Here is a 25,413-nt window from a genome sequence, read left to right on the forward strand (position 1 = left end):
CGATCCCGGCTCAGATCGGGCGCACGCTGTCGCTGGACTCACCCCCCGCGTGGCCGGTCTCGCGTGCCACCTCGCGCACCGCGTCGACACCGACCGGCTCGTCGGACCGGACCGACTGCCGTGTCAGCCGGTTCGCCACGTACTCGACGTCGGAGACGTCACAGCCCTCGAGCTGGGACGCCGCCTCCGACCAGCCGAACCCGTCGTCGACGACATCCTCGTCGAGGAACTCCACGAGCAGTGCGCGCCGCGTGTCGAGGTCCGGTGCCGGGACCTCGATGCGCTCGTGGAAGCAGCCCTCGTCGAGCAGCTCGGCGGGGACGGATTCGATCGACCGCGCCGACGCGAACACCAGCACGTCCCTGTCGGCATCGAGCGACGTGACCATCTCCGCGAGGAGGGTGACGAACCGGGCCGCCCCGGCCGGGTGGTCCGCGCCCGTGACGAACGAGTCCACGTCCTCGATGAACAGGACGCACGGTCCGTGCGACCGCGCGAGCGCCGCCACGTCCTCGAAGAACGCCGCCGGGCCGGCGTCGTCCACCGTGGAGGTGGTCGGACCGACAGTCAGGAACGGCACCGACAGCGTTCCCGCGGTCGCCCGGGCCAGGGTCTCCTTCCCGCAGCCGGGTGGCCCGAACAGCAGCACGCTCTCGACGCGGTCGATCCCCGACTCGGCGTACAGCTCGCTGTTCGAGAGCGGGTCGAGGACCCGGGTCCGGATGGCGTCGCGCTGGTCGGTCATCCCCGCGATGTCGTCGAGGTCCCGGCCGACGTCCGGCTCGACGATCTCCGAGGGGTCGAGGACCGCGTCGGCCGCGTCGAACCCGCTCGACTCCACGGCCTCGTCCAGCGTCGTCTGTCCCCCGTCGTCGAGGTGGTCGTACCGGTGCAGCCAGTCGGGGATGCTGGTCTCCGTCTCCGCGACGGCCGCCCGGAGGTGCGTTTCGTCGATGGGCTCCTCGTCCTGCAGGGCGTGTCTGGCCGCCGTCTCGGCCACGAGTTCGAGGTCGCTCGACGCGTAGCCGGCGGTCATGTCCGCGATGGACGACAGCGAGAGGTCCGCCGTCCGGGGTTTGTCGGCGAGATGGAGCCGCAGGATCTCGGCCCGCGCCTCGGCGTTCGGCGGCCGGACCTCGATGCGCTCGTCGAACCGCCCCGAGCGCAGGATGGCGTCGTCGATGTCGTCGACGTAGTTCGTCGCCGCGACGACCACGATGTCCTCGCCGTCTATCTCCTGCAGTTCGGTCAGCAGCTGGTTCACCATCTGCTTCTCGCTGTTCGTCATGTCCGACCCCCGGTCGGAGGCGAGCGCGTCGATCTCGTCGATGAACACGAGACACGGCTGGTTCCGGTGGGCCAGCTCGAACAGCCGCGCGACGTTCCGCGAGCCCTGGCCGATGTACTTGCTCACAACGTCCGCGGGCGAGATGGTGACGTAGTTGTAGCCGAGTTCCCCGGCGAGCGCGCCGCAGACGTACGTCTTCCCACAGCCGGGTGGGCCGTGGAGCAGCACGCCGTTGACCACCCCGAGTCCGTAGTCGTCGTACTGGCGCGGGTTGTGGAGTGGCCGGACGACCCGCTCGCGCAACGTCGCCTTCAGGTCGTCCATCCCCCCGATGTCGTCGAAGCTCCGGTCCGGGTTGCGCTCGAACAGCGACGCGACGTCGAGGCTCTGTTCGCCGTCGTCCTCGCTGCCATCCGGCCCGCCCGTGTCGTCGACCGTCTGCGTGTCCTTGTTGTGGAAGTGGCCGATAGTAATGAGCCAGGCGAGTCCTCCCAGGACGAGCCAGCCCGCCATCGCGAGACCCGCGCCAGAGCCGAGCGCGACGACCCCCGATACCACCCCGAGCAGGCCGATCCACCAGTCGTAGTCCTTCCGTCGCAGGCCCGGATGGAACGCACAGGCCGACCCGACCGCGAGGAGTCCGAACGCCCCCGCCAGGAACGGGTTGGCCGACGCCCAGCCCGCTATACCGCCCGACGCGAGCGGTCTCCCCGCCGGGCCCAGAGTCGAACTATCCATTAATACGCCGTATTACTAGTTAATTAAGTTAAATATTTCTATGTCAATTCCCCGGAGCCGTCGGGGTTCGAGCGATTCTGCACCCTGTTCGGCGTCACGACCGGCCGTAGGTAGCGTTCAGATTAGCGGATTCCATACGAGTGCGAACGCTTGCAACCAATCCTCGACGGTCTCTGCTTCGGTATGGCTGCAACAGTTTGAGCATTGGTTAGTTCTGCAAAGACACGTTCGACACTGGTGCGATTCCGATGAGTTTCATGTTGGAATCGAAACCTGTGACAGTGACAGGCCACCTGCAGCCATGGCGCTCCATCGACGAGCATGACGGCGTCGTCGACGGGGGGTTTTCGCAGAGTTCGTTGAGATATCTCGGTCAGCGCCTGGGTTCTCGTCGGATAGAGCCGGACGTGCAGCAGGCGATTCGTTGCTGGAGCGATGGCGGCGTACAGCCAATATCGCTCGTCGTTGAGTTGGACCACAGTCTCGTCAACCGCGACGTGATTCGGTTCGACGCCGTCTGTCGGCTGTAAATCAGCTTACTGCACCCAGTTATGGATGGTTGAACGAAAGGCGTCGACACCCAATTCATAGAGTTTCGAGCATACACCACTCAAAGGTCGTTCCGCCCCACCCTTCATCCTTATCTGGACACTGTCCCAGGCGCCTGTAGTGGCCGGTGAGTGCGGGTTCAGTTCGTGCTGACGTCGTGGTCGACTTCGGACACCTCCTGTCCCGTCTCGCGTGCGACAGCGCGCACGTCGCTCGTCTCGACCGCTTCGCCCGTCCGAACCGACTGCCTGGTCAGCCGGTCGGCCACGTACTCGATGTCGGCGGCGTCACAGCCCTCCAGCTGGTCGGCGGCCCGCCACCAGTCGAAGGAGGCTGCCACGGCCTCCTCGTTCAGGAACTCGGCGAGCAACGCCGCCCGCGTCTCCCGGTCCGGAAGTGGAACGGCGATGCGCTCGTCGAAGCAGCCGCCCTTGCGTAGCTGGTCCGGGACGGCGTCCATGGAACGCGCCGACCCGAACACCAGGACGTCCTCGTCGTCCGCGAGCGTCTCCCCGAGCAAGACGACGAAGCGCCTCGACGGGGCATCCTGGTCCGGCGCGGAGGCGAACGAGTCCACAGCTTCGAGGAACAACACGCAGGGACTGTGAGAGCGGGCCAGCGTCGACACGTCCTCCACGAGCTCGTCGGTGTCCGCACCATCCCCAAGCGACGTTGTCGGGTCGACGCTGAGAAACGGGACCGAAAGCGACTCGGCCGTCGCGCTGGCGAGTGTCCGCTTCCCACAGGCGGGTGGACCGAAGAGGAGCGCCCCACTGACACTGTCGACGCCGGAGTCCGCGTACAGCTCGCTGTTCGAACGGGGGTCGAGCACCCGGTTCCGAATGGCATCGACCTGCTCGGTCATCCCTGCGATTCCGTCGAGGGTGCGCCCCACGGACGGCTCGACGACGTCAGCCGGGTCGATACCCGCGGTCTCCTCGTCCTCCCCCTCCGTAGCGGCCTCCTCGATCAACGTCGACAGGTCGTCGTCCGACTCACCCGAGTCGGCACTCGCGGAGCCATCCGGCTGCGCCAACGCGTCTTCCTCCGTCTCCTTGTCCGTCTCGTAGAAGTGGCCGACCGTCACCGTCCATACCAGGCCGAAGATCAGGAGCCAGCCGACCATGGCGACCGCCTGCCCGGAGACGATCGCGACGAGACCCGAGACGATACCGAGCAGACCGAGCCACAGGTCGAGGTCCTTCCCTCGTAACGTCGAACTGAATGCGTACGCGCTCCCGGTCACGAAAAGACAGAACGACGCCGCGAGGAATGGGTTGGTCGACGCCCAGCCCGCGAGACCCCCGGACGCGAGCGGTACAATCGTCGACGAGAGCGAACTGGGAGACATTTCTACACGACATTATCGGTTAATTGAGTTAAGAATTCCTGTGTCGATTGGGGACGACCGACCCGTGCCGCCAGTGCTGTCGAACTCTGCCACGGTCGTGGCGACACCCAATCACCCGTGACTTTTAAGCGCGCGTCGGTCGGCTATCGGGGTATGAAGGCAACCGCGATGGCGCACCCCATCCAGGGACTCGTCAAGTACCACGGCATGCGCGACGACATCGAGCGACAGCCGTACCACGACTCCATCAGCGTCTGTACGGCCCCGAGCCACACGAAGACGACGGTGGAGTTCTCGATGGACTACGACGAGGACACGTACATCGTCGACGGCGAGGAACTGGAGGGCCACGCCTTCGACCGCGTCGAGCGCGTGGTCGACAAGGCGCGGGACATGTCCGACGCGGCCCACACCGTCTACCCCGTCAAGCTCGAGTCCGAGAACTCCTTCCCGTCGAACGTCGGCCTCGGCTCGTCGTCCTCGGGCTTCGCCGCGGCCGCCATGGCGCTCTCGGAGGCCGCCGAACTCGACGCCTCGCACGCCGAGATCTCGACCATCGCACGCGTCGGCTCAGCGTCGGCCGCCCGCTCGGTGACGGGCGGCTTCTCGCACCTGCGCGCCGGGCTGAACGACCGCGACTGCCGCTCCCACCGCATCCCGACGGACCTGAAGGACGAGCTCAAGATCATCGTCGCGCTCGTCCCCTCGTACAAGCAGACCGACGACGCCCACGCGGAGGCCGAGAAGAGCCACATGTTCGGCGACCGCCGGGCGTACGTCCAGGACCAGCTCGTCGAGATGCGCGACGCCCTGCACGACGACGACCTCGAACGGATGGGTCACATCGCCGAACAGGACTCGCTCTCGCTCGCCGCCACGACGATGACCGGCCCCGACGGCTGGGTGTACTGGCAGCCCCCGACGCTCGCCGTCTTCAACAAGGTACGCGAGCTGCGCGAGAACGGCTACGAGGACGACGACGACGTCGACAGCGTGCCGGTCTGGTTCTCGACCGACACCGGCGCGTCGGTGTACGTGAACACCACCGCCGACCACGCCGAGCGCGTCAAGGAGGCCGTCAGCGAGACCGGCGTCCGGACGACCATCTGGGAGGTCGGCGGTCCGGCACGGCTGCTCGACGAGGACGAGGCGCTGTTCTGACCGCGGGCCGGGCTCGCCCGGCGTTTCGGCCTCACGCGAACCGACCCTGCTCTACCTCGACCGGCGGTCCGAACCGTCTGAGCGACGGCGTCGCCAGCCAGAACAGCGCCGTCAGCACGGTCCCAGCAGCGCTCGCGAGCATCACCGCCGGGGCACCGACGACGGTCCCGAGCAACCCGCCGAGGAGGATGCCGGCGGGCGAGACGAGACTGGCCGCGCTGCCGAGCACGGCGCTCACGCGGCCGAGCCGGTCCTGCGGGACGCCCGACTGGAGCGTCGCCATCACCGAGACGTTGTAGATGCCGATGGGGACCCTGGAGACGGCCACGAGCCCGACGGTGAGCAACGGGGCCGCGAGCCAGACTGCGAATGCGAACAGCAGGCCCGACCCGGTGAGACTCACGATGGTCGTCCAGCCGAGCGGGTACGACTCCGTGACCGAGGCCAGGAGCGAGCCGACCACCGTCCCGGCGGTGAGCCCCGCCAGCAGCAGGCCGTAGGTGCCCGCATCGCCGATACCGTCGGCGAACGCCGGCAGGACCGCGTAGGCGACGCCGAACAGGAAGTTCGCGGAGAGGCTCCCGACGACCATCAGACCCAGCTCGGAGCCCGCGATGGTCGCGACGCCCTCGCGCAGGTCGTCGCGGTAGGTGTCGAGGTCGAAGCCGTCGCCCTCCGCGTCGGCGTCGGTCGCGCCATCGCCGGCCGCTTCGGCGTCGTCCGACGCAGCATCCTCGTCGTCGTGAGGCTCCGCCGACGGGACGGAGAGGCCCAGGAACACGAGCGCGGCGAGGCCGAACGTCGCGGCGTCGACGAGGTACACGCCGACCGCGCCGACCGCGGCGATGAGCAGCCCGCCCGCCCCTCGTGCGGTCGCGTCGACGGTCTTCCGGACCGTCGTCGTCGCCGCGTTCGCCCGGACGAGTGCGTCGCTGGGGACGAGCCGGGGCACGGCGGCGTTCTGGGCGGGGTTCGCGAACAGCCCGACGAGCGAGAGCAGCGGCATCGTCGCCAGCACGACACCGGCCGTGAGGTGCCCGGTCGCCCACGCGAGTGGGACCACGAGGACCACCAGTCCCTGCCCGACCTCCGAGAGAGTCAGCACGCGTTCGAGCTCCGAGCGGTCGACGATGGGACCGACCAGCACCGAGAGCAGGCCGGGGATGCCCGTGAGGAACCCGGCGATGCCGGTGTAGGCGGTCGACCCCGTGAGTTCGTAGACGAGCCACATCGCCGCGACGGTGTAGAGGCCGTCGCCGAGCACGCTGACCGCGCGGCCGGCGAGCAGTCGTCTGAAGCTGCGATTGCGCAGCACAGACAGCCGGTCGCCGAGGCCGAACCGCTCGATTGAGACGACGTCGGTCACGTTTCCACCCATCGGCGGGAGCCACTTGACCGTTCTCTGAACGGGATTTATGAAGAGATTCCGATACGTACCACGAACTATATCACTGACTCTCCCACACCGCCAGACATGGAGGATGCGGACGCCGCCGACGCCCTCGACGTGCTCGCCCACGAGCACCGCATCGCCATCCTGCGCGCGCTCGCCGAGGCCGACGAGCCCCTGTCGTTCTCTGCGCTCCACGCCAGGGTGGGGATGCGCGACAGCGGGAAGTTCAACTACCACCTCGCGAAGCTCTGCGAGTACTACGTCCGGGAGACCGGCGAGGGCTACGAGCTCGGGCACGCGGGCGAGCGGGTGGTCTCGGCAGCCGACCCCGCCCCTGGCTCGCGGAGCGCCCACCGCGGGCTGGCGACCACGGACGGCGGCACCCCCGGCGACGGTCGGGAGTGCCCCGTCTGCGGCGAGCCCGACTGTGAGAAGCTGTTCCACGTCCACCTGACGCCGCCATCGAGCTACAGCGACGGCCGCCAGTAGAGCAGGCCGACGGTGACGACGAACACCGCCGTCGAGAGGGGGAGCGACTGCTGGTACGCCTGCGCCGCGAGCGCCGAGGAGCTCCCGGCGACGCCGGTGACGATGGTCGCGATGACTGGCCAGCTACAGGAGACACACGAGAGCAGGCCGAGCACACCGGAGACCGCCGCGCCAGCGGCGTCGATGACCGTGACGTAGACCAGGTACGCCAGCGCAGTGTAGCCGACCACCTGGTACGGGAACAGGCGGACGATGAGGAGGTCGCTCTCGTACGTGACCGCGGGGCCGAACCCCGGCGGCAGCGACGTGGCGACGTACCAGCCGTAGGACGGGTCGTACCCCGGCACCGAGACGAACGCGTAGCCGAGGTCGAGCAGCCCGCCGAAGTACGCGAGTATCAGCGCGTAGCCGACCGCGACGACGGCCGCGATTCGTCGGCGGCGGACGGGCGCCGCCGGCGGGTCGGTTCGCCAGAGGGCCCACAGGCCGACGTTGATCCAGACGAAGGGGAGCACCACCAGCGAGAGCGCGATAGAGCTGACCTCCGTGAGGTACAGCAGCGCCAGGAGCGCCTCGATGGTGAGCACGACGAACCCCGCGAACACGGTCGAGGGCTCGGGGACGAGCGAGGCGACGTCCACGCGTTCGGTCGCCATCTCACAACACCATCGAGTCCACGACGACGGCCACGAGGAGCGCACCGAGGTACGCGTTCGAGGCGTGGAACGCGCGGAACGCGGCGTCGGTGGTGCGCTCGCGGTGAAGGCGGACGATGGCCCAGAGGAACACCGCGCCGACCGTGATGCTGACGAAGGCGTACAGCAGTCCGAGGTCCGAGACGGCCGCGAGTCCGCCCGCGCCGGCGAGCGTCGCCGTGAAGTACCAGACGATATGCTTGCGTGTGACGGCGTCGCCGCGGACCAGCGGGAGCATCGGGAACCCGCCGCGGGCGTAGTCCTCCTTGTACGCCAGCGCGAGGTTGTAGAAGTGCGCGGGCGTCCAGAGGAAGATGACCGTCGCGAGCGCGAGCCCCGGGAGGCCGATGGTGCCCGTGACCGCCGCGGAGCCGATGAGCGCCGGGAGGGCGCCCGCCGCACCGCCGACGACGATGTTCTGGACCGTGTTCGGCTTCAGCACCAGCGTGTAGACGACGCTGTAGAACAGGATGGCGACCAGCCCGAGCACCGCCGCGAGCAGGTTGACAGCCGCGAACGAGAGCAGGGACGCGGTTCCGAGTGCGAACCCGAACGCCAGCGCGTTGCGGACCGGCACCACGTCGACCGCGAGCGGCCGGTCGGAGGTGCGTTGCATCTTGCGGTCCACGTCGCGTTCGAGCACGTGGTTGAACGTTCCCGACGCACCGATGGAGAGGACGCCGCCGAGCATCGTCAGGCCGACGATGCGGACCGTGAGGTCGGCCGCGCTCGTGGCCGCCGCAAGCGCCATCGCGGCGCCGGCGACGAGGCAGAGCAGCCACATCAGCCGCGGTTTCATGAGCCGGAAGTAGGCGTTGGCGACGAGTTTGGCGCGTGCGAACCCGCTGGCCGGGAGGTCACGGGCCGGCGCGTCGGCGTCGCCGTCACCCTCGTCGACCGGGTCGGCGTCGACGGACGGGTCGTAGTCGTCCTCGGTCGCCGTCGCGGACTCCAGACTCCAGGCGAGGGCGAACATCGCCGCGCCGAAGATGGAGACGCCGACGGTCAGGTGGACGCCCGAGAGCAGCGCCGTCGGCGTGGCCGTGGTCGCGGCGACCGCGCCGAGGCCGACCTGTACGGGGTAGAGCACGAGCGCGCCAGCGAGGGCGAGCCTGACGCGGCGGCTCGCCGGGCCGAGCCAGGCCGCCGCGAACGTCGCCACGACCGCGAGGCCGACGAACAGCGCGGCCACGCGATGCCCCCACGCGACGAGCAGGTCGGGGTTCGAGAGCCCGACCAGCCACTGCCCGTTGCAGGCGGGCCAGGTCGAGCAGGCCTCGGACGCCCCGGTGATGGCGGTCGTCCCCCCGACGAGGACGAGCGCGTAGATGCCCATCGCGGTCGCTGCGAGCAGGCCGGTGAACCGGCGACGCGAGCCGACGGGGCGGGGGTACGGTCGGGACACGGGTACTAGGGCAACCTTCGGCTGGGAGCACTTAGAATCGACGCTTTCACCCGGTCGTCGGCCCCGAGTCAGCACATATTTAACCCCGTCTTCCTAAGCCACGAATCGACATGAACGCAAAGCGAATCGCCCCGCTGGCCACATTCGGGGCGGCGCTCTTGCTGCTCGCTGCCGACCCGGCGGCCGCGCAGTCGACGTCCGCCGAGGCCATCAACGGGCTCAACGAGCGCCTGCTCGTCGTCGCCATCCCGATCACCGTCCTCGTGGAGGGCATCCTCATCTACACCGTCCTCAAGTTCAAGGACAGCGACGAGGCCAAGCCGACCCGGGAGAACCGTCGTCTGGAGATCACCTGGACCGTCGCGACCGCCGTCATCCTCCTGTTCGTCGGCATCGCGACGACGATGGTCATGGCCGACCAGTCGGTCATCGCCGACGGCGTCGAGGACCGCGCCGACGTCCCCGACGACGCCGAGCACGTCAACGTGACCGCGGAGACGTACGCCTGGACGTTCGAGTACACCCGCCACAACGTCTCCTCCAGCTCGAAGCTGGTCATCCCCGAGGGCCAGGAGACGTACTTCAACATCACGACGAAGGACTGGCTGCATGCCTTCCACGTGCCACAGCTCGGGCTCAAGCAGGACGCGGTCCCGGGTCAGAACAACTACATCATGACCACCGGGACGGACCCCGGCCTCTACCAGGGCTACTGCGCGGAGTACTGTGGCACCGGCCACTCCGCGATGATGTTCGAGGTCGAGGTCATGCCCCAGGACGAGTACGAGACGTGGCTCGCCGACCAGTGTACCGGTGAGTGGAACGAGGAGGAGCTGACCTGCGAGGCGCCCGACGACGACGGCAACTCGAACAACGCGACGGTCGCGGCCTGACGACTGAACGTCGCTTCGACGCGCGACTTCGAACATCTCTTTCTGTTCCGAGCGCCGGTGTGCAACCCCGCGTGGCCCGCTCGCCGCACTCTGGAACACCCGTCTCCTCGGCGGTCGCTCCGGCTCCTGGTCGGTGACCTCGTCGCTGGCGCGGTCGTCGCTCTCCAGGTCGGCAGTGTGTTCTGGATTCTGGCACTCCTCGGGCTCGTCCTGACCGGGCTGGCGGTGCTCCGGCTCGCGCTCGTCTTCGCGACCGGCCGGCGGCCCGGGCGAGCTGACAGCGCCTCGACAGTCGCCGGCGAGCGATGTCGGTTCCGTCCCGGTGTTTCGCCGATTCGGGACGCGAACGCGCTTGGATGGATTTTTGGTAGTCCACTCGTAAGCCCCTTCCATGACAGTTGCCGAAGAATCCGGGGACGACCACGGGCACCACCTGCCGGCCGTCGAGGACTGGCCGCGCGGGTTCGGCGAGGCCAGCTGGTGGCCGTTCGTCGCCGCACTCGGTGCCGGCGGTATCTACCTCGGCGCCGCGTTGTACGTGCTCGTATCGAGGAACATCGTGAGCTACGGCGTGTTCGCCGGTGCTGCAATCCTGAGCACGCTCCTGTTCCTGGTCGGGCTGTTCGGCTGGCTCTACCACGCGTTCATCGTCTCCTTCTGGGAGCGCGGTGCCGACGAACACAGTGCACACAAGCTCAGATGGGGAATGGTCGCGTTCCTCGGTTCGGAGGTCGCCACCTTCAGCGCGGGCTTCGTGTACTACTTCTTCGTCCGCGTCGGTGACGTCGGCGAGGTGCCCCACCTGTTCGGGAGCCTCGTCATCGTCAACACGGCGCTGCTGGTCGCCTCCAGCTTCACCATCCACTTCGCACACACGTCGCTGCTGAAGGGCAACCGCAAGCGGTTCATCGGCCTGCTCGGCGCGACGCTCGTCCTCGGGCTGGTGTTCATCGCCGGCCAGGTGTACGAGTACTACGAGTTCATCGTCCACGAGGGGTTCGCCCTCGGCTCCGGCGAGTTCAGTCAGGTGTTCGCCAGTGGCTTCTACGCGCTGACCGGACTGCACGGCCTGCACGTCAGCCTGGGTGCGGTGCTCATCGGCATCGTCTTCGTGCGCGCGCTACGGGGTCAGTACTCCGCCGAGCGCCACGTCTCCGTGAGCACGGTCTCGATGTACTGGCACTTCGTCGACATCGTCTGGATCTTCCTCGTCGTCGTCCTGTACGTCGGCGCACCCGTCGCGTAACCCGCGATGGAGGGACACCGTCCCCGACGCCTCGTGCTGGCGGCGTTCGGGACGCTCGTTCTCGCGACGGGGACGGCCCTCGCCCACGGCGGTTCGCTCCGTGGTGAAGCCGGCAGCATCGCGGTGCCGGCCTGGCTCTTCCTGCTGACCGGCGGGGCGGCCGTCGGGGCCTCGTTCCTGCTCGCCGCGACGGTGACGGACCGACGCTACATCGCGAGTATCGACGACTGGCATCGGACGCTTCGGCGGTTCCCGGTGGCGGTCTCGCGCTACCTCGCGCCGCTCGTCGGGCTGGTCGGCTTCGGTGCCGTCCTCTGGTTCGGGTTCACCGGACCGACGACGCCGCTCCGGAACCTCGCAGTGGTGGTCGTCTGGGTCGGCTGGTGGGCCGGGTTCACGATGACGACGTACCTCGTCGGGAACACCTGGCGCGCGCTGAACCCGTTCCGCGCGCTCGTCCGGGGGGTGTACACGCTCCGCGCCGCGCCGCCCCGCGAGTACCCACAGCGGCTCGGGAGCTGGCCCGCCGTCGTCGGCCTGCTCGCCCTCGTGTTCACCGAGGTCGTGCTCCCGCTCGCCGACGACCCGCGGCTGCTCGCGACGGCCGTGGCCGGCTACGGTGTCGCGACGACCGTCGCCGGCCTCGCCTTCGGGGAGAGCTGGTTCGAGCGGGGCGACCCCGTCTCGCGCACGTTCGCCGCGTTCGGGGCCGTCGCCCCGCTCGTCCGGTCCGACGACGGTGTCCGGCTCCGGCTCCCCGGCATGGGCCTGACCGACTCGTCGGTCGTCCGCGACCGGAGCGACGTGGTGTTCGTCGTCACGCTGCTGTGGGTGACGACCTACGACGGCCTCGTGACGACGCCGCTCTGGGGCGACTTCGCGAGGGCCGCGGTCGGCGGCGGGCTCCCCTGGCTGCTGACCTACCTGCTCGCGTACCTGCTCGGCTTCGGAGTGTTCGTCGGCGTCTACTGGCTCGCGGCGCTGCTGGCCCGGACCACCGGGGAGACGTTCCTCACGCCGGCCGCCCTCGGCCGACGGTTCGCCGCACCCCTGCTCGCCATCGCCGCGGGCTACCACCTCGCCCACTACCTGAGCTACTTCGTCGTGCTCTCGCTCCCCCTCTGGCAGGTGCTCGCGAACCCGACCGCGCCGCCGTTGAACCCCCAGCGGTACGGGTTGCCGGGCTTCGTCGGCGGGCTCGAGCTCGCGTTCGTCCTGCTCGGGCACCTGCTCGCCATCTGGGTGGCGCACTCGACCGCCTACGACGTCTTCCCGAGCCGTCTCCAGGCCGTCCGCAGCCAGTACCCGTTCATCGGCGTCATGGTCGTCTACACCATGGTGAGCCTCTGGATCGTCGCAGCCCCCGCACGCACCCCACCGTTCCTATGACAGCCAGCACCGACTCCCACCACGACCGTACCGATGCGCCCTCGGAGACGAACGTCCCCGCGGGTGCGACGGCCCACCGCTGTCCGTACTGCGACCGGCCGTTCCGTCACGAGGACCAGCGCACGCTCCACGTCGGGCTGAGCCACTACGACCGGATGACCGAGGCCGAGGAAGCGGCCTTCCGCGAAGTGTACTCCGCCGAGGAGGCGGAGCTGGGGCTCTACCGGTTGAAGCTGGTCGGTGCCCTCGTCGTCGTCTACTTCGGGATGTTGCTGCTGTACGCCGTCGTCACCTGAGCTACATGCCCAGGTCTTCGGCGGCCGCCGGGATAGGCAGGTCGTGGGGCGGGACCCCCAACAGCTCCGCCACGTGGTCCAGCGCCATGTCGAAGCCGTAGTAGCGCTCCAACTCGTCGCCCCCTGCCGTCGGTCGCACCTTCAGCATCGCGTAGCCGTCGACGTTCTGTGCCACAGCGGCGGTCGCGCCGTCGCGCTCGAACGACAGGACGCGCTCGGTCTCCGTCTCCTCGTACCGGGCCGTGATGCCATCGCTCGTCGCCGTGTCCTCTGTCATGGACGGGCGTTGGGACCGGAGGATGTCGTACCTGCCGGTTTCGGAAGCGAAACGCACCAGTGGGCCGGCCGCGAGCACACACGCATGACGAAGTTCATCCAGAGCGGGCGGCGGCGGGACCTCTGCTTGCTGCTCCACGACGCCGGCGAACTCCAGGCACAGGCGCTGAAGACCCGCCTCGAACGACACTACGACGAGCGAATCGAGCCGAAGTCGTTCTACGGCGCGCTCGACGCGCTGGAGTCGGCGGGGTTCGTCGAGACCCACACCGAGGGGCTGTACGACGTCTACTCGCTGACCGACGCCGGGCGGGCGCGGGTGGACGAACACGTGGACTGGGTAGTCGAACGGACGCGCGACGTGGGGTAACCCGGGCGAGGCTTCAACTGGGAGGCCGGGACCAGACCGGCCATGCTCCACGACGTGAAGGCGTTCGCGGCGACGGCCGGCGGTCGGCCGGTCACGGCGGTAATCTGGCTCGCGACGATGGCCTTCGGTGCGCTCGTACTCCTCGACCCCGGGCCGTTCCCGCGACACGTCTATCTGGAGGCGACCTCGGTGTTCACGGCGTTGACCTGGCTCCGGACGGTGGGAACCCGGGCCCGGCTGTTCGTCTGAGTCGGCGGTCACCCGAGCACGAAGTCGTGCACGGCGACAACGACGGCGTAGACGACCATCACCAGCCCGACCCCCAGTAGCAGTGGGTCGTACGACGTGTCGACCGCCGACGAGTTGACGAGCACATAGCTCATCAGCGCGAAGCTCAGCCCGCCGACCAGGACCGTCTGCTGGGTCCTGTTGATGCCTAAGAACGTCCCTTCGACAGGTGTACCATTAAATATTACCATTCGCGTCGAAAAGAGTTCCGGCCGGTGCGACTACTCCTCGAGCACCTGGTCGCCGATGGTGTTCCGCAGCACCTCGCTGGTGCCCTCGTAGATCTCGTTGAGCTTCGCGTCGCGGTAGAACCGCTCGGCCGGGAAGTCCTTCGTGTAGCCGTAGCCGCCGTGGATCTGGATGCCCTCGTTCGCCACCTCGCGGGAGATCTCGGAGGCGTAGAGCTTGGCCTGTGCGGCCTCCTTGATGAATTTCTCGCCGCGGATCTTCTTGTCGGCGGCGCGGTGCATCAGCATCTTCGCGGCCTGGACCTTCGTGTCCATGTCCGCGATCTTGTGCTTGATGGCCTGGAACTCCGAGATGGGCTGGTCGAACTGCTCGCGCTGCTGTGCGTACTCGGTCGCCTGCTCGAGGGCGGCGCGGGCGATACCCACGCCGCGAGCGGCGATGGTGATGCGGCCGCCGTTGAGCGTCTTCAGCGCGTGGACGAAGCCGTCACCTTCCTCGCCGAGCAGGCGGTCGGCCGGGATGCGCATGTCGTCGAAGCGGAGCTCGGCCGTGGGACACCCCTTGTCGCCGAGTTTGTCCTCGGTGCCCTCGACGTGGAAGCCGTCGTCCTCGTCGGGCCGGACGACGAACGAGGAGATGCCCCTGTTGCCGGCCTCGGGGTCGGTCTTCGCAAAGACCGTGACGGTATCGGCGACGGAGCCGTTGGATATCCAGAGCTTGCCACCGTCGATGACGTACTCGTCGCCGTCGCGCTCGGCGGTCGTCTCCATCGCGGGGACGTCGGAGCCGGCACCGGGCTCGGAGAGGGCGAACGCGCCGATGTCGGTGCCCTCCGCGAGCGGAGTGAGGTACTCCTCCTTCTGGGCCTCGTCGCCGAACTCGTAGATCATGTTGCCCGCCAGCGAGATGTGGGCGGCGACGATGGTGCCGAGGCCGCCGGAGCCACGCGAGATCTCCTCCAGTCCGATAGCGTAGCTGTGGTAGTCGAGGCCCGCACCGCCGTACTCCTCCGGGAACGGCATCCCCATCAGCCCGAGGTCCGCCATCTCGCTCACGAGCTCGGCGGGGAACTCGTCCTCGTGGTCGATCTCGTCGGCGACCGGCACGACCTCCTCGTCGACGAACTCGGCGACCATGTCCCGTATCTGGGCCTGCTCCGCGCTGAGGCTGAAGTCCATGGGAGAACGTTCGACCCTCGCGACTTTACTTTTGTCTTGCGTCCACGGTCCGGGTCCGAAAAGTATAGACGAGTAGAGGGCTCCATATGAGGTATGAGCGATACGGGCGTGTGTTTCTCTCCAGAGCCAGAGTTTGCCGTCGTGGCAGGTGGGTTTTTCAGCGTGGAATACACAGGGGAACGTGAATGAACGAGGAACAGGTAGAGTATCCGGTCGACGACGACCTCGCGTGGTGTTACGAGGCGGTGCAGGGCGTCTCCCGCACCTTCGCCATCACCATCGAGGAGCTAGAGGAGCCGACCGCCCGCCACATCTGTCTGGGCTATCTCCTCTGCCGCGTCGCCGACACGGTCGAGGACGCGGGCCACATCCCCCCCGCGGAGAAGGCGGAACTGCTGCGTCTCTATGCGGACGTGCTCGATGCCGACGACCCGGCGACCGCCGAGGAGTTCAGGACCGCGGTCGACGAGTGGCTCCCCGAGGAACGCGACGAGGACTGGACCGTCGTCGCCGAGTCCCCCCGGGTAGTACGGACGTATCGCCGCCTCCCGCCCGAGGCGAAGGATGCCATCCTCCCGCCCGTGCTCGAACTGACGAACGGCATGGCCGAGTTCGTCGAGCGCCACGCCGACTCGGGCGGGCTGCGGATCCAGACGCTCGACGAGCTCGAGGAGTACTGCTGGTACGTCGCCGGCACGGTCGGCTCCCTCGTGACCGGGCTCGTGACCCGCGGGACGACCGACCGACGCGAGTCCCGGCTCCGCGAGAACGCACGGTCGTTCGGACTGTTGCTCCAGCTGGTCAACGTCGCCAAGGACGTGAGCGACGACTACCACGAGGAGAACAACGTCTACCTACCCGCGGAGTGGCTGGAGTCGGAGGGCGTGGACCGCGACGCCGTCTGCGACCCAGAGAACGAGGAGGCAGTGGCGACGGTCATCGAGCGCGTCGTCGACCACGCCTCCGGCTACCTCGACGACACGCAGACCTACCTCGAAGCCCTCCCCGAGCGACGAGGGAACACGCTGTCGGCGTGGGGTATCCCGTACCTGCTCGCCGTGGCGACCCTCCGTGAGCTCCGGGAGCGACCCGCCGACGTGGTCCGCGAAGGCGGCGTGAAAGTCTCGCGGATGGAGGTCATGGCGATCATCCACTGGTTCCGTGAGTCCGGTGACCGGCAGGCGCTCGAACGGGTGCGACAGACCATCGAGCAGAAGCCACTACACGAAGCGGACCTCTCCTGAGTCAGGTCGCCTCGGCCGTCGGTTTCTCGGTGTCCGATGACTCCGTGACCTCCGTCCTCGCCGACTCTTGCCGCCCGAGCGCGTAGAGCGCGACTCCCAGCACGACTGTCCCAACCGCCCAGAGCAGGAGTGTATACGACGGTGCGACCGACGGCGAGACGAACGGGAAAGCGGCGAGCGTCGGCGTCAGCAGGGTGACGACCGCGACGGGTGCCGCCGCCAGCGTGCTGCGCTCGTGTGCCGCACCCAGCAGCAGGAACAGGAGGACGGTCGTCGTCCACGTGCCCAGGAGCCGGTTCGGGCCGGTCGCCCCGACGATGACCAGCCAGCAGCCGCTCGCGGCCGGGAACACCCACCAGGCGTAGCTGTCGAGGCTGATGCGGTCGCCCCAGAGGGAGAACGCGGCAGCAGTGCCCGCGGCGACGAGCGTCTGTGGGACCAGCGAGACGAGCGTGAGACCGACGAATATCGCCAGGTCCACGGCCCACCCCTCGATGCTCGTTCCGAGCAGGAACAGGCCGACGCCGGCCGCAAGCAGGACGGGTGCGACGGCACCGACGACGAGTCCGATTCGGGTGGCGAGTCCGTCGTCGGCCCGGTCCGGTCCGAACCGGTCACCGTCGCGGAACAACCCGACGAGGACGCCGACGAACAGGAGCGTCGGAAGCGCGACGATAGCGAGGGCCCGCGCCAGTGACCGCTCGACGACGGCCATCCCGACCGCGAGGTAGCTCGTACCGGTGGCGACCAGGCCGGCGTCGGCACCGAACGCGAGGTACGTCTCCGAGCCGATGCCGGTCTGCTCGGTCCAGACTATCGCGCCGCCGTCGGCCGTCGCGGTGTCGGGGACGAGCGTCGGGCTGGTGCCGTCGGGACCGTGGACGGCGAGCCGGTCGGCGTGGACGGTCACCCCCGCTGCCTCGTGCGAGGGGAACAGGCCGTCGGCGACGAGGACACCCCCGACGCCACGGTGTGCGAAGTCGGCGGACGTGAACGTGGCGACGAGGGTGCGGTTCTCGATGCGGGTCTGGAGGGCTGTGACCTCGTCGACGACGGTCCGGCGGGTGAGTTCACCACGGACGCGGTCGCGACGTTCGGCGGGAGCGTCGCGCAACTCGCCGGCCGTTCGCTCGTCGAGAGTCGCCCGCACGGTCCAGTCGGCGCTGCCGTCGTCCTGGACCCGGACGACGACCTCGCTGTGCTCGACCCCGCCGTCGAGCGCATCGTCGGTACAGAGCCCACAGACTGCCTCGGGCGGGGGTCCTGCGGTGACTGGTGCGACGATTGGGAGGGCGACGGCTGCCAGCACGAGGAGCGTCAGGACTGCCAGCGTCTGCGGTCGGTGGAGGGACATCGTTCGTTGCGACGACGCCGACCGAGAAGAAATTTGGGACGGTCTACTCGTACTCGTAGAAGCCCTTGCCGGTCTTCTTGCCGAGGTCGCCCGCGTCGACCTTGCGCTTGAGCAGGTAGGCCGGCTTGTAGCGGTCACCGAGCTCCTCGTGGAGCGTCTCGCTCGCGTGCAGGCAGACGTCGAGGCCGATGTGGTCCGCGAGCTCCAGCGGCCCCATTGGGACGTTCGTGCCGAGTTTCATCCCGCGGTCCATGTCGTCCTTCGTGGCGACCCCCTCGTCGTAGGCCCGGATGCCCTCGTTGATCCACGGCATGAGCACGCGGTTGGTGACGAAGCCGGGCTTGTCGTCGGACTCCCAGGTCGTCTTCCCCAGCGCCTCGGCGATGTCGTGGGCGAGGTCGAGTGCCTCCGCGCTCGTCTTCTCGCCGTCGACCACCTCGACGCCCTCCATGATAGGGACCGGGTTCATGAAGTGCAGGCCGACGACGCGCTCGGGGGACTCCGTGGCGGCGGCGATGGTCGTGATGGAGAGCGTGCTGGTGTTCGTCGCGAGCAGGCAGTCCTCGTCGACGGCTTCCTCGAGGTCGGCGAAGACCTCCTGCTTGATATCCATGTTCTCGACGGCTGCCTCGACGACGACGTCGCAGTCCGCGAGGTCCCCCAGCGCGGTCGTGCCGTCGATGCGGTCGAGCGCCGCGTCGGCATCCTCGCGGGAGAGCGTGTCCTTGCCGACGAAGCGGTCGAGGCTGCTCTCGATGGACTCGAAGCCGTTCTCGACGAACTGCTCCTCGATGTCGCGCATCGTCACCGCGTAGCCGTTCGTCGCGGCCACCTGTGCGATGCCGCTGCCCATCGTGCCCGCGCCGACGACGCCGATACGCTCGATGCTGTCGAGGTCGTGTACCATGGCTCGACGTTCGACAGATTGGCCCCTAAGCGTGCCGGTCCGACGCCGGACCTTACTCGACCGTGAGGGTGTAGAGACGCTTGCGGGCGTCGGAGAAGGAGAAGCGAGAGTGAACCACGTTCTCTTCTTCGAGACGGTTCAGCGCGTAGCGGACGGTACGCGGCGGTAGCAGGGTCTCCTCCGCGAGTTGGCTCTGGGTCAGCGTGTCGTTGTACTCCAGTACCTTCGCGACGAGCTTCGCGCTCGGTGGCAGGTCGCGGACGTCGTCCCAGCTCCCGGTGGGCGGCTCGCTCGTTCTCGGCTCGGTTGCACTCATCGTATCCACCGTTTGTGCATACCCCGTAATAATACTTACTCATTAGAAATATTACTTCTGGACATCGGTTGCGATGCCATGCTGGCACCGCCGCTGGGGCAGTCGCCGCGACGGTCCGGGTTCGTCAGCATGGGCGAACCGAAGTACCCACGAGTACCGGTCACACGGCCTGAGGCCGGCGGTTCCGTACGGCACCCGAAGCCTCTTAAGAATCAGTGCCTTATGAAACGCTGATGACCGACACGGTGGACGACGTCGATCTCCCGTACAACGAGGAGGAGGCGTCCAAACAGGAGAAGATCGCGGCGTTGCAGGAGCGGCTCGAGGTGCTGGAGGCGCAGAACGACGAGATGCGTGACAAGCTCCTCGACGCGAACGCGGAGAACAACAAGTACCAGCAGAAGTTGGAGCGGCTCACCCACGAGAACAAGAAGCTGAAGCAGTCGCCGCTGTTCGTCGCCACCATCCAGGAGCTGACCGACGAGGGCGTCATCATCAAGCAGCACGGCAACAACCAGGAGGCCCTCACCGAGGTCACCGACGAGATGCGCGAGGAGATCGAGCCCGACATGCGCGTCGCCGTCAACAACTCTCTCTCTATCGTGAAGACGCTGAGCAACGAGACCGACGTCCGTGCCCGCGTGATGGAAGTCACGGAGAGCCCCGAGGTCTCCTACGCCGATATCGGCGGCCTCGAGGAGCAGATGCAGGAGGTCCGCGAAACCGTCGAGATGCCCCTCGAGAAGCCCGAAATGTTCACCGAGGTCGGCATCGACCCGCCGTCCGGTGTGCTACTGCACGGCCCGCCGGGGACGGGGAAGACGATGCTCGCCAAGGCCGTCGCCAACGAGACCGACGCCACGTTCATCAAGATGGCCGGCTCCGAACTCGTCCACAAGTTCATCGGCGAGGGTGCGAAGCTGGTCCGTGACCTGTTCCAGGTCGCCCGCGAACACGAGCCTGCCGTCATCTTCATCGACGAGATAGACGCCATCGCGGCCAAGCGGACCGAGTCCAAGACCTCCGGCGACGCCGAGGTCCAGCGGACGATGATGCAGCTGCTCTCCGAGATGGACGGCTTCGAGGAGCGCGGCGACATCCGCATCATCGCGGCCACCAACCGCTTCGACATGCTCGACCGCGCCATCCTCCGGCCGGGTCGGTTCGACCGCCTCATCGAGGTGCCCAAGCCCGACGTCGAGGGCCGCGAGATAATCTTCAAGATCCACACCCGCGACATGAACGTCTCCGACGACGTCGACTTCGCCGACCTCGCCGAGATAGCCGACGAGGCCTCCGGCGCCGACGTGAAGGCGATCTGTACGGAGGCGGGGATGTTCGCCATCCGCGACGACCGCCGCACCATCGAGAAGCGCGACTTCGAGGAGGCCTGGGAGAAGATCCAGGCAGAGAGCAGCGAGAACGAGGACGAGATCTCGAAGACGTTCGCCTGAGACCGGATTCTTTTCGCCGCGGTCCTACAGCACGCTGAAGATCGCCAGCGGCACCACGAACAGCAGGACGAACATCACGACGAGCAGCAGCCCGTAGCCGCCGAACGTCCCGGCGACCGTCAGCCAGGACGGGTGGTCGGAGTCGATTGGGAGTTCCATGCCCGACCCGTGTGGTGCGTGGGGCTTAGTTACACCGGTCCGGAGCCACCCGTGCCCACGCGCCCGACGGACGGCGGGACTCGGGAGCCGTCGGGACCTCGCAGACGGCGACGCTTGCGACGGTGTCCAGCCGGCACGAGATGTCGGACGGTTTTTGGGGACCCGCGCGCTATCAGTGCGTAATGACGCGCATCGTCGTGGTGGACAACCACGGGCAGTTCACACATCTGGAACACCGGGCACTGCGAGATATGGGAGTCGAGAGCGAGGTCGTCGACAACGAGACACCACCCGCGGAGGTCGATGCCGACGGCATCGTCCTCTCGGGCGGCCCGGACATGGACCGACGCGGGGAGTCGCCCGCGTACCTCGACATGGACGTGCCGGTGCTGGGCATCTGTCTCGGCATGCAGATCATCGCGAAGGAGCTCGGCGGCTCGGTCGGTGCGGGCGAGTACGGTGGCTACGCCGACGTGACCGTCGACGTTCTCGACGAGGACGACCCGCTCGTCGGGTCGCTCGCGCCCGAGACGCGGGTCTGGGCGAGCCACGCCGACGAGGTCAAGGAGGTCCCCGAGGGCTTCACCGTCACCGGCCAGTCCGACGTCTGCGGCGTCGAGTCGATGAGCGACACCGACCGCGACCTCTACGGCGTCCAGTGGCATCCCGAAGTCAGCCACACCGAGGAAGGCCAGGAAGTGTTCGAGAACTTCCTCGCTCTGTGTGAGTGAGCCCGGGGGACCACCATGACCACCACTCAGGGCGACCTCGCGAGCCTCTCGCGGTACATCTTCCGGGCCCCACAGTGGTACACGAGTCTCGCGTTCGCGATGGTGGTCGCCGGCGTCACCGGCGTCGGCGTCTTCGACGACGGCTTCCTCCTCGGAGGGTTCACCCAGGGCATCTTCTTCATCGGCGTGCCGACGGTCGTCGCGAGCCTGCTGACGGGCGTCGTCGACCAGCGACTCGGCGGACAGCTCACCGCGGGTCGGTCGTCGCTGCTCGCGCTGCTCTGTGAGATACTCGTCGTCGTCTTCCTCGCGGTCGGCGGTGTCGTCGCGCTGGTCACTCCTCTCGGCCAGAACTTCGTGTTCGACGTGCTCTACGCCGGCCTCGCCTCTGTCTTCGCGCTCCGGCTCCTGGTCATCGCCGCGGTGTCGAGCCACTCCATCCCCCGAGCGGTGGTCCCGGCGAGCATCCAGACCGTCGCCGCCGCGGTGCTCCTGTTCGTCTACAGCGGGACGAGCCGCTACCTCGAGGTCGGGGGCCCACTCGTCCAGGCGTTCCTCTCGCGGGCCGAGCACACCGAGATCCAGCTCACGCCCATCGTCCCGGGTGACTTCGTCATCCTCGGGGTCGTCTGCCTGCTGTACGGCTCTGCGGTGTGGCTCTTCCTCGTCATCATCGACCGCCCGTGGAAGCGCAGCCTCGGTGTCTCCGTGCGGGACTTCCTCGGCGGCTTCATCGGCCACATCGCCGAGGACTCGCGCGAGCTCGAGACCTTCTTCGAGGAGCTCGGCGAGGAGGCGCTCGTGCCGGTGACGGTCCTCGGCTTCCGGCGCGAGGACGGCTCCGAGAAGGCCCGAGCCGTCCTCCCGATGGTCCACCCCGGCCCGATGGGCGAGATCGGCGGCGGGAACCTCCCCGAACGCGTCGCCCGGGCGACCGAGGGGATGGCGTTACCACCACACGCCACGGCCGGACACGACTTCAACCTCGTCACCGAGCGCGAGGTCGACACCATCGTCGAGACGGCGGCGGTCGCGACCGACGCACTGTCCGTCGGCGGTGGCGCGACGAAGAGCGTCCGCACCACCTCGGGCGACGCCAAACTGCTCGCCCAGGCGTTCGGCGACGACATCCTGCTCGTCAACACGCACTCTCCCAGATTCGCCGACGACGTGGACTACGCGGTCGGCCTCTCGGCCATCGCGGAGGCGCGCTCGGGCGGCTTCGACGAGGCCCTGCTCGTCGACGCCCACAACTGCAACAACGGCCTCCGCGGCGACGACCTCGGCCACGTCACTCCCGGTAGCGAGCGCTCGTTCGACATCATGGAGGCCGCGCGCAAGGCCGCCGAGGAACTCACCGACGCCGACCGCCACCCGTTCGAGCTCGGCGTCGCGTGGGAGGCGACCGACTGGGGGCCCGAGGACGGCATCGGCCCCCTCGGCGTCCGTGTCGCCTGTGTCGACGTCGCCGGCGAGGTGACGGTGTACGTACTCGTCGACGGGAACAACATGGAGCCCGGTGTCAGGGAGCGGCTCATCGAGGGGCTCCCCGAGGAGGTCGCGCGTGCCGAGGTGATGACCACCGACACCCACGTCGTCAACCGGGTCGAGTCGAGCAACCAGGTCGGCGAGGCGCTCGACATCGACGAACTCGTCGAGCTCGTCGGCGACCTCACGAACCGCGCACTCGCCGACCGCGAACCCGTCGAGGCCGGGATGGCCTCGGAGCGCGCTCGCGTCACGGTGTTCGGCAACGACAGAACGGAGACGCTGGCGAGCCACGCCAACGCGATGGTCTCGATGGGCGGGGCGCTCGCCGTGTTGTTGACGATGGCCGCGATGGGCCTGAGTGTCGTCGTCTTCCTGCTGTCCTAGGCGTCCTCGAACAGCTCGTCGGCGGCCGACTGTGCCGCGCGTGCAGCCTCGTCGGCGACCGCCTCCGCATCGGCATCGCCCTCGGGGGCGTTCAGGTAGACGTCGACGTCGAGCACGCCGTCCTCGAACGTGACGGTCACGTCGAGGTCACGGATGTTCGACTGCTTGTATCGAGAGCGGACGAGGCCTTCGGCGGCCTCGGCAGCGACCTGCACGACTTCCTCGTCCGTCGGGTCGCTCATCCGATTACGCGCCGCCGGCGCCGCCCATGCCGCCGCCCATACCGCCGAGCATGTCCTGGAGCTCCTCCTGAAGCGACTCGAACTGCTCCTGGACGCGCTCCTCCTGCTTCTCGAGGGTCTCGACGCGGATCTCCAGGCTGGAGACCTTGTCGTCGAGCGCCTCGCTGGCCTCGTCGTAGTCCGTGGCGACGAACAGCTCGCCGACCTCGCGGTACATCTGTGTGTCCTCGTCGATGTCGTCGAGCTCGTCGAGAGCCGTCTGGGCCTCGGTAAGCTGGGACTCGGCCTCCTGCTTCTGGACCGCGACCTGCTGTGCGGTCTCCTGCAGGTCCTGCAGCTCCTCGATCTTCTCCTGTGCTTCCGGCGGCAGATTTCCTTGCATACTCTGCTGGATGGTTTCCGCCCTGAAAAACCCCCGCTTTCCCGGGCGCGAGACACACCCACCCTCGCCTCGGGTAGAATCGAATGCGGGCGCCGGGTCAGGACCCGCTGACGAGGCCACGGGTCCGCTCGGCAACGGCAACGAGCCTGATCCACGTGTTGACCCCGGCACGCAGCGCGACCCGGTCGTCCGCGGCGACGGTCACGACGACCGTGCCACCGTCACACCGGAGGCTGGTGGTAGAGCGGTCGCTCGCTATCTCGCCGACCTCCGGACGAACGCTCTCGGCGACCAACGTCGCCGTCGCGTCGTCGTCGTACTCGAACTCCAGAACGGTCTCGTTCGCGGGCATCGCCCGCCCTACCGCACGTCGACTTCCTTGATGTCCGTGCTGCGCTCCTTCAGCAGGACGCGGTGCCCGCAGTAGGGACAGCGGACGCCGCCGTACTCGTCGAGCGTCACGTCACGCTTGCAGCGCGAGCACTTGTAGCTCATTCGTCGTCGCTGTCGTCGGAGAGCGCGGCGCGGATGGAGCGCCGGACGGTCTTGCCCGCGGGCGTCTGGGCGCGGTACGTGCCACCGGTGAACTTCTCGCCGGTCTCCTCGTTGACCCAGATGCCGGTCCCGACGCGCTTGACGTCGTCACCGTCCACCTTGGAGTTCCGCATCTCGTCCTCGATCTCCGCGACGCGGCGTCGCGAGACGCGACCGTAACGGGCGCCGAATCGGCCGGAGCTACCGGTCTTTCCCTTTTTCTTGGCCATGATACCAGTCAGTACCGTCAGCCCGCAAATAAACCTGTTGAGTTGGAACGCCCGCGTCACCGAAGGTCGGCCGTCGTGAGCGCCTCGTTCAGGTCCTCGCGGACCCGTTCGCCCATCTCGCGGTCGCCCGCCGTCGTCACCACCCGGTTCTCCTGGACGCTCGACCCGTCACGGATGAGCATGCGGACGTTACCGTTGCCGTCAGCCCGGGTCACCTTCGCCCCGACGCTGGCCTGCGAGCTCGACCCGCCGGCTTCGATGGGCCCCGGGATGACCTTCTTCACGTGCGGATGTTCGGCGACGGTCCGGATGGCGGTCTGGCCGGTGCGGCCGCCGATGAGGGTCGAGTGCGCGCCGCCGATCTTCTCCCTGGGCGCGAGGTCGACGACGTCGAGCCCCGACTCGCCCAGCCCACCGATCGCCGCCGCGACCGGGTCCTCGTCGTCGACACGGTAGAACTCGTGGTGGAGCTGGGCACGCGTCTCCCGAATCACCGCCCGGTCGCCGGCCGCGTACACCGTCTCCGGGCGCTTCCGTCGCACCTCGTCAGCCACGCGACCCGCGAAGTTCCGGAACTCGACGACGCCCGTCTCCTCGCCGTCGTCGGGCACCGTCGTCACCGTCGTCTCGCCGACGACCTCGTCGCCGTCGAGCACCGTCACGGTCGCTCGCTCGCGGCCACAGTCGACGACGACGGCGTCGCAGTTGGCGGTGTTACAGGTGAGACAGAAGTCCCCCGGCCGTTCGAGCGGCGTCTCACACCGCCTGCAGTCCATGGCCGGTTGTAACCG

General features: G+C 68.1%; 30 protein-coding genes and 1 pseudogene. 12 read left to right on the forward strand and 19 right to left on the reverse strand.

Going from position 1 to position 25,413, the window contains the following annotated elements; translation table 11 throughout:
- Nucleotides 1-10: 10 nt before the first annotated feature.
- From BLT27_RS01525 to BLT27_RS01535, 3 genes and pseudogenes are all read right to left on the reverse strand, one after another.
- Complete coding sequence (locus tag BLT27_RS01525; RefSeq protein WP_089731271.1) at nt 11-2,026, reverse strand: AAA family ATPase; 2,016 nt, start codon at nt 2,024-2,026, stop codon at nt 11-13.
- A gap of 117 nt (nt 2,027-2,143) precedes the next feature.
- Nucleotides 2,144-2,640 (reverse strand): annotated as a pseudogene (locus BLT27_RS18995) (IS6 family transposase); the annotation flags it as partial.
- A gap of 74 nt (nt 2,641-2,714) precedes the next feature.
- On the reverse strand, nt 2,715-3,926 hold the full coding sequence (locus BLT27_RS01535) for an AAA family ATPase (protein ID WP_089731273.1): 1,212 nt from the start codon (nt 3,924-3,926) through the stop codon (nt 2,715-2,717).
- Nucleotides 3,927-4,079: 153 nt separating this feature from the next.
- Here BLT27_RS01535 and mvaD point away from each other — a divergent pair, with 153 nt between their 5' ends.
- Complete coding sequence (gene mvaD, locus BLT27_RS01540) at nt 4,080-5,087, forward strand: phosphomevalonate decarboxylase MvaD (RefSeq protein ID WP_089731274.1); 1,008 nt, start codon at nt 4,080-4,082, stop codon at nt 5,085-5,087.
- Between the two features lie 31 nt (nt 5,088-5,118).
- On the opposite strand, the gene BLT27_RS01545 is transcribed toward mvaD, so the two are convergent.
- Nucleotides 5,119-6,453: an MFS transporter gene (locus BLT27_RS01545; RefSeq protein ID WP_175526340.1), complete on the reverse strand. Its 1,335-nt coding sequence runs from the start codon at nt 6,451-6,453 to the stop codon at nt 5,119-5,121.
- Between the two features lie 108 nt (nt 6,454-6,561).
- Here BLT27_RS01545 and BLT27_RS01550 point away from each other — a divergent pair, with 108 nt between their 5' ends.
- Nucleotides 6,562-6,969, forward strand: a complete 408-nt coding sequence (locus tag BLT27_RS01550; protein ID WP_089731276.1) for a DUF7347 domain-containing protein — start codon at nt 6,562-6,564, stop codon at nt 6,967-6,969.
- On the opposite strand, the gene BLT27_RS01555 is transcribed toward BLT27_RS01550, so the two are convergent.
- Together BLT27_RS01555 and cyoE are read right to left on the reverse strand one after the other, a co-directional pair.
- A complete protein-coding gene (locus tag BLT27_RS01555) occupies nt 6,948-7,625 on the reverse strand; it encodes a DUF7546 family protein (RefSeq protein WP_089731277.1) in 678 nt (225 codons plus the stop codon). The two genes, BLT27_RS01550 and BLT27_RS01555, sit on opposite strands and share 22 nt — an antisense overlap.
- A 1-nt stretch (nt 7,626) precedes the next feature.
- The gene (gene cyoE, locus BLT27_RS01560; RefSeq protein ID WP_089731506.1) at nt 7,627-9,000 is read right to left on the reverse strand and encodes a heme o synthase; all 1,374 of its coding nucleotides are present in this window, start codon (nt 8,998-9,000) and stop codon (nt 7,627-7,629) included.
- Nucleotides 9,001-9,179: 179 nt separating this feature from the next.
- On the opposite strand from cyoE, the gene coxB reads away from it, so the two are divergent.
- The 4 genes from coxB to BLT27_RS01580 all read left to right on the forward strand — a co-directional run bounded on the left by coxB (nt 9,180) and on the right by BLT27_RS01580 (nt 12,893).
- Nucleotides 9,180-9,962, forward strand: a complete 783-nt coding sequence (coxB, locus tag BLT27_RS01565) for a cytochrome c oxidase subunit II (protein ID WP_089731278.1) — start codon at nt 9,180-9,182, stop codon at nt 9,960-9,962.
- A gap of 391 nt (nt 9,963-10,353) precedes the next feature.
- Nucleotides 10,354-11,208, forward strand: coding sequence for a cytochrome c oxidase subunit 3 (locus tag BLT27_RS01570; protein ID WP_089731279.1), 855 nt, complete (start codon nt 10,354-10,356; stop codon nt 11,206-11,208).
- Between the two features lie 6 nt (nt 11,209-11,214).
- Nucleotides 11,215-12,597, forward strand: coding sequence for a hypothetical protein (locus BLT27_RS01575; protein WP_089731280.1), 1,383 nt, complete (start codon nt 11,215-11,217; stop codon nt 12,595-12,597).
- A complete protein-coding gene (locus tag BLT27_RS01580; protein ID WP_175526341.1) occupies nt 12,594-12,893 on the forward strand; it encodes a DUF7410 domain-containing protein in 300 nt (99 codons plus the stop codon). The genes BLT27_RS01575 and BLT27_RS01580 overlap by 4 nt, the downstream gene beginning before the upstream one ends.
- Before the next feature lies 1 nt (nt 12,894).
- Here the strand turns inward: BLT27_RS01580 and BLT27_RS01585 are convergent, their stop codons facing one another.
- The gene (locus BLT27_RS01585) at nt 12,895-13,170 is read right to left on the reverse strand and encodes a DUF7111 family protein (protein ID WP_089731281.1); all 276 of its coding nucleotides are present in this window, start codon (nt 13,168-13,170) and stop codon (nt 12,895-12,897) included.
- 84 nt (nt 13,171-13,254) lie between these two features.
- Here BLT27_RS01585 and BLT27_RS01590 point away from each other — a divergent pair, with 84 nt between their 5' ends.
- Both BLT27_RS01590 and BLT27_RS01595 read left to right on the forward strand, forming a co-directional pair.
- Nucleotides 13,255-13,539 (forward strand): PadR family transcriptional regulator, encoded by a 285-nt coding sequence (locus BLT27_RS01590; RefSeq protein ID WP_089731282.1) that lies wholly within the window; start codon nt 13,255-13,257, stop codon nt 13,537-13,539.
- Between the two features lie 42 nt (nt 13,540-13,581).
- Complete coding sequence (locus tag BLT27_RS01595) at nt 13,582-13,788, forward strand: hypothetical protein (RefSeq protein ID WP_089731283.1); 207 nt, start codon at nt 13,582-13,584, stop codon at nt 13,786-13,788.
- A gap of 8 nt (nt 13,789-13,796) precedes the next feature.
- Here the strand turns inward: BLT27_RS01595 and BLT27_RS20345 are convergent, their stop codons facing one another.
- On the reverse strand, nt 13,797-13,922 hold the full coding sequence (locus tag BLT27_RS20345; RefSeq protein ID WP_281241443.1) for a hypothetical protein: 126 nt from the start codon (nt 13,920-13,922) through the stop codon (nt 13,797-13,799).
- Between the two features lie 126 nt (nt 13,923-14,048).
- Complete coding sequence (locus BLT27_RS01605) at nt 14,049-15,194, reverse strand: acyl-CoA dehydrogenase (RefSeq protein ID WP_089731285.1); 1,146 nt, start codon at nt 15,192-15,194, stop codon at nt 14,049-14,051.
- Between the two features lie 185 nt (nt 15,195-15,379).
- Between BLT27_RS01605 and BLT27_RS01610 the strand changes: the two genes are divergently transcribed.
- Nucleotides 15,380-16,438 carry a phytoene/squalene synthase family protein gene (locus BLT27_RS01610; RefSeq protein ID WP_089731286.1) on the forward strand — a complete coding sequence of 353 codons (1,059 nt, stop codon included), beginning with the start codon at nt 15,380-15,382 and terminating at the stop codon, nt 16,436-16,438.
- Between the two features lies 1 nt (nt 16,439).
- Here BLT27_RS01610 and BLT27_RS01615 read toward each other — a convergent pair whose 3' ends face one another.
- Genes BLT27_RS01615 through BLT27_RS01625 form a run of 3 tightly spaced genes read right to left on the reverse strand, consistent with a single transcriptional unit; the run spans nt 16,440 to nt 19,015 of the window.
- Nucleotides 16,440-17,792 (reverse strand): hypothetical protein, encoded by a 1,353-nt coding sequence (locus BLT27_RS01615; RefSeq protein WP_089731287.1) that lies wholly within the window; start codon nt 17,790-17,792, stop codon nt 16,440-16,442.
- 43 nt (nt 17,793-17,835) lie between these two features.
- A complete protein-coding gene (locus tag BLT27_RS01620) occupies nt 17,836-18,699 on the reverse strand; it encodes a 3-hydroxyacyl-CoA dehydrogenase family protein (protein WP_089731288.1) in 864 nt (287 codons plus the stop codon).
- Between the two features lie 52 nt (nt 18,700-18,751).
- Nucleotides 18,752-19,015 (reverse strand): MarR family transcriptional regulator, encoded by a 264-nt coding sequence (locus BLT27_RS01625; RefSeq protein ID WP_089731289.1) that lies wholly within the window; start codon nt 19,013-19,015, stop codon nt 18,752-18,754.
- A 233-nt stretch (nt 19,016-19,248) separates the two neighbouring features.
- Between BLT27_RS01625 and pan1 the strand changes: the two genes are divergently transcribed.
- Nucleotides 19,249-20,469 carry a proteasome-activating nucleotidase Pan1 gene (pan1, locus tag BLT27_RS01630; RefSeq protein ID WP_089731290.1) on the forward strand — a complete coding sequence of 407 codons (1,221 nt, stop codon included), beginning with the start codon at nt 19,249-19,251 and terminating at the stop codon, nt 20,467-20,469.
- A gap of 24 nt (nt 20,470-20,493) precedes the next feature.
- Here the strand turns inward: pan1 and BLT27_RS20350 are convergent, their stop codons facing one another.
- A complete protein-coding gene (locus tag BLT27_RS20350) occupies nt 20,494-20,628 on the reverse strand; it encodes a hypothetical protein (RefSeq protein WP_281241444.1) in 135 nt (44 codons plus the stop codon).
- A gap of 182 nt (nt 20,629-20,810) precedes the next feature.
- On the opposite strand from BLT27_RS20350, the gene BLT27_RS01635 reads away from it, so the two are divergent.
- A complete protein-coding gene (locus BLT27_RS01635) occupies nt 20,811-21,359 on the forward strand; it encodes a GMP synthase subunit A (protein WP_089731291.1) in 549 nt (182 codons plus the stop codon).
- A gap of 15 nt (nt 21,360-21,374) precedes the next feature.
- The gene (locus tag BLT27_RS01640; RefSeq protein WP_089731292.1) at nt 21,375-23,234 is read left to right on the forward strand and encodes a DUF2070 family protein; all 1,860 of its coding nucleotides are present in this window, start codon (nt 21,375-21,377) and stop codon (nt 23,232-23,234) included.
- On the opposite strand, the gene BLT27_RS01645 is transcribed toward BLT27_RS01640, so the two are convergent.
- From BLT27_RS01645 to BLT27_RS01670, 6 genes are all read right to left on the reverse strand, one after another.
- Complete coding sequence (locus tag BLT27_RS01645; RefSeq protein WP_089731293.1) at nt 23,231-23,476, reverse strand: DUF3194 domain-containing protein; 246 nt, start codon at nt 23,474-23,476, stop codon at nt 23,231-23,233. The genes BLT27_RS01640 and BLT27_RS01645 overlap by 4 nt on opposite strands.
- Before the next feature lie 4 nt (nt 23,477-23,480).
- Nucleotides 23,481-23,858 (reverse strand): prefoldin subunit beta, encoded by a 378-nt coding sequence (locus BLT27_RS01650; RefSeq protein WP_089731294.1) that lies wholly within the window; start codon nt 23,856-23,858, stop codon nt 23,481-23,483.
- A gap of 97 nt (nt 23,859-23,955) precedes the next feature.
- Nucleotides 23,956-24,210: a KEOPS complex subunit Pcc1 gene (locus BLT27_RS01655; protein WP_089731295.1), complete on the reverse strand. Its 255-nt coding sequence runs from the start codon at nt 24,208-24,210 to the stop codon at nt 23,956-23,958.
- 8 nt (nt 24,211-24,218) lie between these two features.
- Nucleotides 24,219-24,353, reverse strand: a complete 135-nt coding sequence (locus tag BLT27_RS01660; RefSeq protein WP_089731296.1) for a DNA-directed RNA polymerase subunit P — start codon at nt 24,351-24,353, stop codon at nt 24,219-24,221.
- Nucleotides 24,350-24,622, reverse strand: a complete 273-nt coding sequence (locus BLT27_RS01665; protein ID WP_089731297.1) for an eL43 family ribosomal protein — start codon at nt 24,620-24,622, stop codon at nt 24,350-24,352. Before BLT27_RS01665 ends, BLT27_RS01660 begins: the two co-directional genes overlap by 4 nt.
- Before the next feature lie 56 nt (nt 24,623-24,678).
- A complete protein-coding gene (locus BLT27_RS01670; RefSeq protein WP_089731298.1) occupies nt 24,679-25,398 on the reverse strand; it encodes a DUF2103 domain-containing protein in 720 nt (239 codons plus the stop codon).
- Nucleotides 25,399-25,413: the final 15 nt, after the last annotated feature.

This window comes from Haloarchaeobius iranensis, from assembly GCF_900103505.1.
Taxonomy (GTDB): Archaea; Halobacteriota; Halobacteria; order Halobacteriales; family Natrialbaceae; genus Haloarchaeobius; species Haloarchaeobius iranensis.